Origin of the sequence: Povalibacter sp. (genome assembly GCF_036735925.1) — a bacterium.
Classification (GTDB): domain Bacteria; phylum Pseudomonadota; class Gammaproteobacteria; order Steroidobacterales; family Steroidobacteraceae; genus Steroidobacter.
The window spans coordinates 114,327-124,392 of record NZ_DAINNK010000003.1; the positions used below are offsets into that span (position 1 = coordinate 114,327).

The 10,066-nt window shown below is 65.7% G+C and carries 12 protein-coding genes; all 12 read right to left on the reverse strand.

The genetic code is table 11. From position 1 onward, the window contains the following. Positions 1-11: 11 nt before the first annotated feature. The gene (locus V7D81_RS02050) at positions 12-722 is read right to left on the reverse strand and encodes a fimbrial biogenesis chaperone (protein ID WP_324314130.1); all 711 of its coding nucleotides are present in this window, start codon (positions 720-722) and stop codon (positions 12-14) included. Between the two features lie 42 nt (positions 723-764). Continuing rightward, positions 765-1,289 (reverse strand): Csu type fimbrial protein, encoded by a 525-nt coding sequence (locus V7D81_RS02055; RefSeq protein WP_324314131.1) that lies wholly within the window; start codon positions 1,287-1,289, stop codon positions 765-767. Positions 1,290-1,391: 102 nt separating this feature from the next. After that, the gene (locus V7D81_RS02060) at positions 1,392-1,649 is read right to left on the reverse strand and encodes a hypothetical protein (RefSeq protein ID WP_324314133.1); all 258 of its coding nucleotides are present in this window, start codon (positions 1,647-1,649) and stop codon (positions 1,392-1,394) included. A gap of 237 nt (positions 1,650-1,886) precedes the next feature. Then, the gene (locus V7D81_RS02065; protein WP_324314134.1) at positions 1,887-3,221 is read right to left on the reverse strand and encodes a hypothetical protein; all 1,335 of its coding nucleotides are present in this window, start codon (positions 3,219-3,221) and stop codon (positions 1,887-1,889) included. Then, entirely contained in the window at positions 3,218-3,901 is a 684-nt protein-coding gene (locus V7D81_RS02070) for a hypothetical protein (RefSeq protein WP_324314135.1), read from the reverse strand. The genes V7D81_RS02065 and V7D81_RS02070 overlap by 4 nt, the downstream gene beginning before the upstream one ends. Next, positions 3,889-4,878, reverse strand: coding sequence for a VWA domain-containing protein (locus tag V7D81_RS02075; RefSeq protein WP_324314136.1), 990 nt, complete (start codon positions 4,876-4,878; stop codon positions 3,889-3,891). The genes V7D81_RS02070 and V7D81_RS02075 overlap by 13 nt, the downstream gene beginning before the upstream one ends. After that, positions 4,875-5,927: a vWA domain-containing protein gene (locus V7D81_RS02080; RefSeq protein ID WP_324314137.1), complete on the reverse strand. Its 1,053-nt coding sequence runs from the start codon at positions 5,925-5,927 to the stop codon at positions 4,875-4,877. The genes V7D81_RS02075 and V7D81_RS02080 overlap by 4 nt, the downstream gene beginning before the upstream one ends. Continuing rightward, positions 5,914-6,516 (reverse strand): DUF4381 domain-containing protein, encoded by a 603-nt coding sequence (locus tag V7D81_RS02085; protein WP_324314138.1) that lies wholly within the window; start codon positions 6,514-6,516, stop codon positions 5,914-5,916. The genes V7D81_RS02080 and V7D81_RS02085 overlap by 14 nt, the downstream gene beginning before the upstream one ends. Then, positions 6,513-7,496: a DUF58 domain-containing protein gene (locus V7D81_RS02090; RefSeq protein ID WP_324314140.1), complete on the reverse strand. Its 984-nt coding sequence runs from the start codon at positions 7,494-7,496 to the stop codon at positions 6,513-6,515. Before V7D81_RS02090 ends, V7D81_RS02085 begins: the two co-directional genes overlap by 4 nt. Positions 7,497-7,502: 6 nt before the next feature. After that, a complete protein-coding gene (locus tag V7D81_RS02095; RefSeq protein ID WP_324314141.1) occupies positions 7,503-7,835 on the reverse strand; it encodes an MliC family protein in 333 nt (110 codons plus the stop codon). 98 nt (positions 7,836-7,933) lie between these two features. Further along, entirely contained in the window at positions 7,934-8,938 is a 1,005-nt protein-coding gene (locus V7D81_RS02100; protein ID WP_324314142.1) for an AAA family ATPase, read from the reverse strand. An 87-nt stretch (positions 8,939-9,025) separates the two neighbouring features. After that, a complete protein-coding gene (locus V7D81_RS02105; RefSeq protein ID WP_324314143.1) occupies positions 9,026-10,027 on the reverse strand; it encodes an HAD family hydrolase in 1,002 nt (333 codons plus the stop codon). Between the last annotated feature and the right edge of the window lie 39 nt (positions 10,028-10,066).

Sequence of the window (10,066 nt, forward strand, 5' to 3'; positions counted from 1 at the left end):
GACTGGCGTCGTCACAGACGGACCTGCATCTCCTGGCCATTCACCACTGCGCTGATCGAACGCGGCGCGCCCTGGCTGCCCGAGGCAGGCAACGGCAGCGTCCACTGGCGGCTCTTGTCGGGCAGCACGTAGCCGACGAGGCCCGGGTCGAGCACCTGCGACGTGCCATCCGCGTACGTCAGCGACACCTTGCTGATCTGGGCGTGCGCGTCGCCGCGGTTCACGGCATCGATGACGACGCCGGCGTCAGCCACTTTCGCCGTGACGGACAGCCGGGCCGGCGCGCGCGTCTTCGGCATGACGAACACCGGCACGGAATAGCGCAGCTGGATGTTCACGCCGGTGGTGCCTGCATCGACGGTGCGGTCGGCGATCTCGTCGACCAGCAGCCGGTAGCTTTCTTCCTTCGTTGCACGCTCCTTGGCGACACGCACCAGGCGGATGGTCTGATTCTGTCCCGGCGCGATGGTCATCATCGGCGGACTCGCCGCGACGGCGGTCGTCGGATCGAGCCGGTCTTCGTTGCCGTCCTGGTTCCAGTTGAAGATGCGCAGCTGCGCCGTGACCGGCGCGTTGCCGGTGTTGGTGACCGTCACCGACGCGGCGGTTTCGTTGCCCGCCAGGATCACCGTCGTCGGACGTACCTGGATCGAGGCGGCGAGCGAGGCCGTGCCGGTCAGCAGCGCGAGCAGTGCGGCGGCGGCGAGTGTGGTTGTTCTCATTCGGAAGTCTCCCGTGTCGTATCAGACGTGAGGCGGCCTGAATCAGTAGGTGATCGTGGCGGTGACGATGCTGCTGTACGAACCCACCGGCGGTTGCGAAGGCAACGGCGCGTTGATACGGCCGTGCACGGTGAACGTCTGTTGCGAGCCGGTGCCGGTTTCTCCCACCGTGCTCGTCGTATTTGCACCATCGCCCCAGATGGTTGCGAAGTCGTTTGCGGTATAGAGCTGGTAGGGCACGGTCGCGCCGGCGCCGTTGTCCATGTTGCGCGCAGCGATCGTCGAGCCGCTGCCGGTACCCGCATTGAGTGCGATTTCGTAGGGCGCCAGGGGGGTGCAGGTGACGAGAATCTGCGAACTGGAAGTCATGTCGGCCGCCAGGACGCCGGCCGGCGTGAGCGTCAACGTGCCGAAGTCGAGCGCGGTCGCGGAGATCGTGCAGTCGCTGACCACGTTGACGCGGACGATGAAATTCGCGGTCCGGGTTGCGGACTCGACGGCGGGCGGAGCGGTCAGCGCCAGGCAGGCGGCGGCGGCCAGGCTGAGAGGGGAGCGCGAGACACGCATCGGGAATTCCTCCGATCCCGTGCCGCAAGACGCCCCTGCGGAGTCCTGTACGGCCGAGTTGCCGCGCAGTGTGGCAACTGCGCGCCGGCCGCCATATCCGTATCAATAGTAAATGGTGACCACCGTGCGGGCCGGTTCGTCGCCATCGCTGCGTGTCAGCGCCGGCGCGACGTGCATGCGATAGGCCGTACCGGGCGTGCACTCCACGGCGACCGGTTGCGCTCCGGCGGTCCGCGCCATCGAGCAGACGTTCGCGACACGCACGCTCACCCTGAAATCAGCCGACTTCGTCGCCGCCAGCGCCAGCACCGGGACGGTCAGCGCGGCGGCGGCCATCAGCAGTCGAAGACGATCGGTCATGTCCGCGCACTCCATCCAGAACGCATTTCCGTTCCCGGAGCATCGGCCGCGCACGCCGCGAACTTGCGGGATCGGCAGCCGGCGGGACGAAACCTGCGACGGCGGTCACGCGGCTGGCAGCGCAAGTCCCAGTGCTGCGCTCGGGAAATCCCTGCGGCGTACGTTCCGGGCGAGGCTCGTGTCGCGCAATCGGGGATTGCCGCTACGAACGCCGCGTCGGTCGATGGCGCAGAGCCATCAGGCGGGGTTGAGATCGGGCAGACACCTGGTGACGGGCGACGCAGATCGACCATGCGACAGCAACTGGCGTCTAGCCGACCGCAGTGCGTGATCGAAATCGTTCAACGCGGCAGATGCATCGTCCCGCTGCAAGGCGTAGCACCGATCGAGCAGCGCTTCACTGCCGCGAGCGAGACGGGTGTCGATCTGCGTAACGGCCGCGTGATCGCGTGACGGCCGGCTCGATGCAGGCAATCGATCCAGCCAGCGATACAGCGCCTGTGGAATCGCGTGCACGTCCCCGCGACGCACGATGCGGCGCAATTCACGGAACGCGTGGCGTTCCGAATCGAGATAGCGGATGCGCCGCGCGGCGAAACGATCGATCACTTTGCGAGTGAAGCGCACGACGCGCGGCGCTAGCCAGTACAGCAACAGCAGCGCGGCGATGCTGCCGCCGAGCACATGCGATGCACGTCGCCAGTCGAACGTGCGTGGCGGAGCCGGTGCGACCTGCTCCGGAGGAATCTCGAACACCGGTGTCGGCGGCGGCGCAGCGTCGGCATGCAGGTCGAGCGCAGGCACGGTTGCGGTCTTCGGTTCGCGTGAGTCCAGATCCCACCACTCGATCGTCGTCTCCGGCACGGAGAAATTTCCCGGCTGCTGCACCAGGTAAGTGATGCTCTCGGTGCGCTGTCCGACCGGTCCCGCTGCGTCGGTCTGATCTTCCAGCACCGGCGGCGCCGGGTAGATGGAGAGTCCGTCGATCTGCGGCGCGGGAGTTTCCGGAATGAACATCGCCGGCGTTCCCGTGGCGATGATCGTGATCCTGCGAGTGAAGGAGTCGCCGACCTTGAGCGTCGTCAGATCGCGATCGACGCTCTGCCCGATGCGCAGATCATGAGTGACGAACCGGCCTTCGGCGCCGGCCGGCACATCGACCTTCAATGTCAACGCACGCGTCTTGCCGGACAGAAGCTGCGACTGCGGCCCGCTGTGCGCCGACACGTCGAACGACGGGATGTTCAGATCGGCGCCGACGATCGGTGTGATGCTGTACTGGTGCTCGATGCCGGTCCAGCTGACGTTGCCGACGTTGCGACTGACGTGGGACGGGCGTTCGTCCGACAGCTTGACGATCGCGCCCGGAATGTTGAGCGCGGGCAGTTCGATGCCGCTGGTGAAGAACAGCTCCGTGTAGGTTTCGACGTACAGCGTGGCCGGCTGGCTGATGGCGACGGTCGCGGGCTCCAGTCGCGTGCGCACGAGCAGTGCAGGCGCATCGGCGGCGAAGCTGCTGCAGGCCGTGAGCAGCAGCGCGAAGGTGAGGGCAGTGCGGATCGACTGCCTCATGGCTGCTGCGCCTCCGCTTCGATCAGGAATTTCTGGCGCAGGAAGTCGGCAGGCGACACCTGCAGGTTCTTCATCCACAGATCCGCTGTCTGTTTGCGGATCATCTCGGCGGATATCTGCTTCTCCTTGCCATGCTTGCCCTTCTCGTCGAACTTCACCTCGTCCGGCGGCAGGTCGGGAGCCTCCTCGTTGCTTTCGTCGTCGGGCTTCGGGATCAGCGAGATGACGAGCGCGCGGTTGGCAGTCGCCTGCGGGAACTGCGGTTGCGCTTGCAGCGCATTGTCGTAGGACTTCACGGCGGCTTCGTACTTCTTCAGGTGCGCCTGTGCATTGCCCTGCAGGAAGTAACCGGTGGCGTTGTCGAGCTTCGAGAATTCGGTGAGCGCGTTGGCGTAGTCGCCGGCGCGATAGAGCGCAATGCCTTTCCAGGTGGGATCGCGGAAGTGCGCGGCGGCGGCGTGGTAGTCGCCGTGTTCGAAATGCCAGCGGCCTTGCTGGTCGGGGGTGGCGAAGAGGTCGATGAGGTCGAAGGCGTGGGTTTGGGTTGCGAATAGCAGGAAGAGAAGAGCCCCCCACCTGACCTCCCCCCGCTTCGCGGAGGGAGGGACTCTGATTCCCTCCCCCGGTCGCCGGGGGAGGGCAGGGTGGGGGCGCTCTTCGAAAACATTCACGCCGCCCATCGCACCACCCATCCTCTCCGAAACCACAACGCCGCCAGCAACACGATCGGCCAGCACAGCCAGTAACCGAACTCCTTCCAGCGCAGCGCGCCGTTCTTCTCTTCGATGATGCGCAGATGATGTTGCGCGCGACGCTGCACCCATTCGATGTCCGAGTCGTCCAGCGTGAGACTGGCGATCGGCAGGTCGGCGTCGGACGCGAGCTTTTCGAGACTGTCCTGGTCGAGTGCGGCACGCAGCGGCCGGCCACTGTCGTCGGTACGGATGTTGCCGCGCTCATCGCGCAGCGGACCGCCTTCGACGGTGCCGACCGTGAGCACCAGCACCTGGTGATCGCTGCCCGATGCGAATGACTCGAAGTGATCAATCTGCTGCGTGTCGAACCCATCGGTGATGAACAGCACGGTGCCGACGGTCTGCTCCTTCGCCAACAAGGTCGCCGCGAGATCGAGCGCGTCGGCGGCGGCGCGGCCGGCCTTGGGCATCAGCGTGCTCTGCAGCGTCGGCAGGTACAGCTCCAGCACGGCCGTGTCTTCCGCGGGTGGCAGGACGAGATGCGCCGTTCCCGAGTACACGATGAGCCCCGTGCGCGAGCCGGCCCGCAGCTTCAGCAGGTCCTGGATCTTCTGTTTCGTTCGTTCGAGCCGCGACGGCGCCACATCGATGGCGTTCATCGACTGCGAGAGATCGACCGCGATCATGAGCGGCGCGAGATCCTGGCCGAAGGGCGGCGGTTCCTGTTCCCAGGTTGGTCCTGCGGCGGCCAGAGCGCCGAGCGCCATGGCGATGCTGATGGAATCGACCGGACGCAGGCCGAGTCGTGGCTTCGGATGAATGAGCAGATGCGGCAGCAGGCGGGCGTCGATCAATGCCTTCCACTGCGCGAGTGCGTCGAAGCGGCGACGCCAGAGCCAGCTCAGCAGGAGTGCAGCGGGGAGAAGCAGGAGCCACGCGGGGCGGAGGAAGTGGAAGGTCATGAGAGGCCCCCCACCCGGCCTCCCCCCGCTGCGCGGAGGGAGGGGTCGGAGGCGGAGGGCTGGGGAGGGGGCGGCCGGCGCAGCCATGATCCAGCCATCGCCACCAGGTGATACAGCGCCAGCAATCCCAGCGCCGCCCCCAGCGGCCAGAAATACAGCGCGATCTTCGGCTGGTACTGCGTGCGCTGCACTTTCACCGGCGTGATCCGGTCGATCGTCGCGTAGATGTCCTCCAGTCCGGCGCGATCCTCGCCGCGGAAGGTCTGTCCATGCGTCTCGTCGCTGAAGCGCCTGAGCGCCGCGAGATCGACCTTGTTCTCGCCGCTCGCCTGCGGATTGCCGATGCCGATCGTGTGGATCACGACCCGATGTTCGGCTGCGATGCGCGCCGCATCGTCCGGCGGCACGCGGCTCGCGGTGTCGTTGCCGTCGGTCAGCAGCACCAGCACCTTGTCCTGCGCCTTCGAATGCTCCGTCATCTTGACCGCCACGCCGATGGCATCGCCGATCGAGGTTTGCGGTCCGGCCATGCCGATGCGCACTTCGTCGAGCAGCAGCAGCACCGTGGCGTGATCGAGCGTCAGCGGCGACTGCGGGAACGCGCCCTGGCCGAACACGATCAACCCGATGCGATCGCCTTCGCGCCGCGCGATGAAGTCGCGCACTACCGACTTCACTGCAGTGAGTCGATCGACGGGCTTGCCATCCGGCCCGCGGAAATCGCGTTCCTCCATGGATTGCGAGATGTCGATGGCCAGCATCAGATCGCGCGAGGACTGCGTGCGCACCAGCGGCGGCTGCAGCCATTGCGGACTCGCCAGCGCGGTGACGAGCAGTGCCCAGCACAGCGGCGCCAGCAGCTTCTGCGCCAGGTTGGATTTCTGTATCACGGCGCCGGTGGATGGCTGCAGGTTCAGTGTCTTCGCTGTCTGTTCGAAGAACGGTACGCGCAGCGCGGGCGTCGTTTCGCGGAAGGGCGGCAGCAGCCACCACACCAGCAGGGGCAGCGGCAGCAGTGCGAACGCCCAGGGGAAATCAAACGTCAGCATGGTGGTGTGCGATCCAGCGTCGCGACAGGCGCAGCAGTTCGCGCAGATCGTCGGGCGCGAGTTGCGTGCCGTCGTCGTAGGCGAGACGCGTCAGGAGCTGGCCCTTGCCCTGGCTGAACGCGTCGCCGCCGAGCGTGCGGTCGAGAAAACGCAGCCAGTCATCACCGGTGAGCGTAGCGACGTGATCGCGCGAGGTGGCGGCGATGGCCGTGCGTTTGAGCAGGGCGGGGAGAGTGGCTATCGGAGACGCCCCCCACCCAACCTCCCCCCGCTTCGCGGAGGGAGGGGCCGGAACTGGGGCGGAACCTCTGACCCCTCCCTCCGCGAAGCGGGGGGAGGTTGGGTGGGGGGCATCTTCAAGCGCCGCGCGCTCGATCAGTTCCAGCTCCGCCAGCGCCTCACGCCGATACGCATTCAACCGACGATGCCGAACGACGCGCCACGCGATCACCGCCGCGATCACGACCAGCACCACCGCAACGACCACCCACCCGATCGTCTGCGGCACATACGACACCGGTGGCGGCAGCGGCAATTCCTGCAGACCAGCCAGTGCATCTCCCGCAATGGCATGCACCGGCTCGCTCATCTCGCCATCCTCGCGGCCGGCGACGCGGAAGGCGGCACCAGCGTGCCGAGCTGTCGCGCCAGTTGCGCACGCGTGTCCTCGGCCGTCGTGAACGCCAGCATCGGCACCGCGCTGCGCCGCACGAGTTCGGCGACGCTCTTCAACCGGCTGGAGAACAGTTCGACCAGCGGTTCATGCACCGTGCCTGAATCCAGATCGAGTTCGATCTGCAGCTCGCCCTGACTCACGACCACGCGACCATTGCCGGCGAGCTGCTGCGCCAGCGGATCGAAGATCATGGCGGCGATCACGTCGTTGTGGGCAGCGATGCCGCGCATCAGCCGCAGCGTGCGTTCGTCCGCATGCGCGAAATCGCTGATGACGCACACCAGGCAGTCGTGAAAGGCGATGCGCAGCACTTCTTCCAGCGCCTTGTTCAGCGTGACCTTCTCCGCGACCGGCGCGCTGCTGGCAGTCAGCGCCTGGTTGTAGCGCGAGATGACGCCGAAGATCTGATGCAGCCGGCTGCGGCTGCGATGCGGACGAACGTGCGACACCTCGTGATCGTTGAACACGATGGCGCCGACGCGATCGCTGGCATTGAAGGCCATCCACGCACCGAGCGCCGCGATCTCCGCGGCGACCACCGATTTCAGCGCGCGCTGCGAACCGAAGAACATGGACATGCTCTGGTCGACGACGAAGATCGTCGGCCGGTCGCGCTCTTCCGTGTAGGCGCGCACGTGCGGCTCGCCGGTGCGCAGCGTCACGTGCCAGTCGATGGTGCGGAAATCGTCGCCCTGCTGGTAGGCGCGGATCTCCTCGAAGTTCAGTCCGCGCCCGCGCAGGCGCGAACTGTGCTGGCCGGACAGGATGCTGCGATGTTTCTGGCGCGGCAGGAAGGTGAGTCCGCGCGCCGCGAACTCCAGCCGCGCGAGATACCCGGCGTCGACGTAGGCGAAGCCGATGGAATCCGGAGCGATCGCATCGACGCTGGACACGCGGCCTCAGGGCGCGCTGCAGCTTCGTGCGTTCTCGCCGTCGCGGATCAGCGTGGCATCGCGTCCGCTGGCGACGAAGGTCACGCCTTCGCCGGAGTAGTGCGCGCCCGAGGTGTTGGTATCCGGCGGCAGCGTCAGGGTTTTGCCGTCGATGGTGAGCACGACGTTGCCGCGATCGATGCGGGCATTGAACTTCACGCCATCGGTGCAGGTGTAGTCGAACCCGGCGTTCGCCGCGGGAACGGCGGCGGAATCTGCCGCGGCATTGTCAGCCTGCTTGCGTTCGCAGGCGGTCAGCGCGAGCAGGGACAGAACGGGCAGGGCAATGATGTAGCGCATGACTCACTCCTCGGGTTGAGCTTTCTGCCTGTGGGGCCGGCTTCAGCCGGCCAGAAGATGTCAGGCTGAAGCCTGACCTACAGGAAGAGCAGGAGACACTAGGCAGGTACCGCAACGGATTTCACCAACTCATCGATCACCTGGTCGGCGCCCACGCCGTCGGCGTTCGCGTCATAGGAAAGGATCAGGCGGTGGCGCAGCACGGGATGCACCACGCTGCGAACATCGTCCGGCGTCACGTGATCGCGGCCCTCCAGCCAGGCATTGACGCGGGAGGCGCGATCGAGGCTGATGCCGCCGCGCGGACTGGAGCCGATCTGCAGCCACTTCTTCAGCTTGTCGCCGTACTGGTCGGGATGCCGCGTCGCATTGAGCAGGTCGATGATGTACTGCTCGATCGCGGCAGCGACATGGATCGCATTGATCTCGCGCCGCGCCGCGAAGATCGAATCCTGTGACACGGTGTCTGCTTTCGCCGGCGCCGCGGCTGCGTCCTTCGACTTCGATGCCTGCACCGTCTTCTCGATCTCTTCCTTGCGATTGAGCTGCAGCACGCCGACTTCGCTCGCCGGGTCCGGATAGTCGATCAGCACCTTCATCAGGAAGCGGTCGGTCTGCGCCTCCGGCAGCGGATACGTGCCTTCCTGTTCGATCGGATTCTGGGTCGCGAGCACGATGAACAGATCCGGCATCGGATGCGTCGTGCCGGCCACGGTGATCTGCCGTTCCTCCATCGCCTCCAGCAGCGCGGACTGCACCTTGGCGGGCGCGCGATTGATTTCATCGGCGAGGATCACGTTGCCGAAGATCGGCCCGGGCTGGAACTGGAACACGTTCTTGCCGTCCTGCTGGTGCAGCACCTCGGTGCCGGTGATGTCGGCGGGCAGCAGGTCGGGCGTGAACTGGATGCGGCGCATGTCGGCCGTCAGGCTTTTCGCCAGACTCTTCACGGCGCGCGTCTTGGCGAGACCCGGCAATGATTCGAGCAGCAGGTGTCCATCGGCGAGCAGGCCGATGATCATGCTGCGGATCAGTTCCTGCTGGCCGAGGATCGAAGCCTCGACCAGCTTCTGCAGGCGGTCGATGTCGGAGCGGGAGGTCATGGCACTGACTTCTTCTGTGAGGCCGGCTTCAGCCGGCCTCAGAAAGAGTCAGGCTGAAGCCTGACCTACAGGAAGAAGGATGGTGCCTCACTTCTTCTCCCACGGATAAATCACCTTCCATTCCTTCTTCATGTCCACCACCGTCCAGCCTTTCTGCGTCGCCTCGTCCCACGCCTTGTCGAGCGTGCCGATGTGCGACTTGCGGTCGTAGGCCCATTCGCGCTTCTCGTCGGTGTGATGAACGATGCCTGCGAAGCGCGCACCGGCACCGGCGGCAGTCCACTCGAGCATCTGCTTGTCGCCATCGGAATTGCCGAAGGCAAAGACAGGAACGCGGCCGATGATCTTGTTGATGTTGGCGGGCTTGCCTTCCTTGTCGTCGATGAAGTCGACCTCGGCGAGCTTGACCAGCACCGGTTTGCCGTCGCGGACCTCGTACTTCACTTTCCCTGCCGAGCCGATGATCTGTTCGGGCGGAATGCCGTACACCTTCGACGCCCACGGCCGCATGAACTCGACGCCGCCGCCCGAGACGATGTAGGTCTTGAAGCCGTTGGCGCGCACATAGGCGAGCAGTTCCAGCATGGGCTGGTACACCATTTCGTCGTAGCGGCGCTGGGTGCGCGGATGTCTGGCGGTGTTGACCCAGTCCGAAACGATCCTGCTGAATTCGTCAGTGGTCATGCCGGTGTGGGTCGTCGCCAGCAGTTCGAGCAGACCTTTCTCGCCGGACGCCATTACGGCTTTCGTGTCGCCCTCGATCACGCCCTTGAACGGCTGTTTGTCCTTCCACTCGGGATGCTGCGGGGCCATCGCCTTGATCCGGTCCAGCACGAAGAAGACCTGGAAATACAGCGGCTGCTCCGACCACAGCGTGCCGTCGTTGTCGAATACCGCGATGCGTTCTTCGGGCGCGATGAAGGTGGGCGAGCCCGCGCGGGTCGTTTCGGTCACGAACTTCACGATGGCCTGCTTCGACGGCCCCGCATTCCACGACGGCAGCGGATCGGCAGGTGCTGCCGCCTGCACCTGGCAGACGATCAGCAGGCCGAGCAGACACACGAGGGCAGGGCGATGAAGGGCGCGCATTGGTAGTCACCGGACCGGATGAATGAACCGACCCTACGT

What these genes read in the sequence shown, in the direction of transcription:
- V7D81_RS02050 (WP_324314130.1), bottom strand. Translation starts at nt 722, where the DNA reads ATGAGAACAACCACACTCGCCGCCGCCGCACTGCTCGCGCTGCTGACC.
- V7D81_RS02060 (WP_324314133.1), bottom strand. Translation starts at nt 1,649, where the DNA reads ATGACCGATCGTCTTCGACTGCTGATGGCCGCCGCCGCGCTGACCGTC.
- V7D81_RS02100 (WP_324314142.1), bottom strand. Translation starts at nt 8,938, where the DNA reads ATGACCTCCCGCTCCGACATCGACCGCCTGCAGAAGCTGGTCGAGGCT.
- V7D81_RS02065 (WP_324314134.1), bottom strand. Translation starts at nt 3,221, where the DNA reads ATGAGGCAGTCGATCCGCACTGCCCTCACCTTCGCGCTGCTGCTCACG.
- V7D81_RS02095 (WP_324314141.1), bottom strand. Translation starts at nt 7,835, where the DNA reads ATGCGCTACATCATTGCCCTGCCCGTTCTGTCCCTGCTCGCGCTGACC.
- V7D81_RS02085 (WP_324314138.1), bottom strand. Translation starts at nt 6,516, where the DNA reads ATGAGCGAGCCGGTGCATGCCATTGCGGGAGATGCACTGGCTGGTCTG.
- V7D81_RS02055 (WP_324314131.1), bottom strand. Translation starts at nt 1,289, where the DNA reads ATGCGTGTCTCGCGCTCCCCTCTCAGCCTGGCCGCCGCCGCCTGCCTG.
- V7D81_RS02070 (WP_324314135.1), bottom strand. Translation starts at nt 3,901, where the DNA reads ATGGGCGGCGTGAATGTTTTCGAAGAGCGCCCCCACCCTGCCCTCCCC.
- V7D81_RS02105 (WP_324314143.1), bottom strand. Translation starts at nt 10,027, where the DNA reads ATGCGCGCCCTTCATCGCCCTGCCCTCGTGTGTCTGCTCGGCCTGCTG.
- V7D81_RS02080 (WP_324314137.1), bottom strand. Translation starts at nt 5,927, where the DNA reads ATGCTGACGTTTGATTTCCCCTGGGCGTTCGCACTGCTGCCGCTGCCC.
- V7D81_RS02075 (WP_324314136.1), bottom strand. Translation starts at nt 4,878, where the DNA reads ATGACCTTCCACTTCCTCCGCCCCGCGTGGCTCCTGCTTCTCCCCGCT.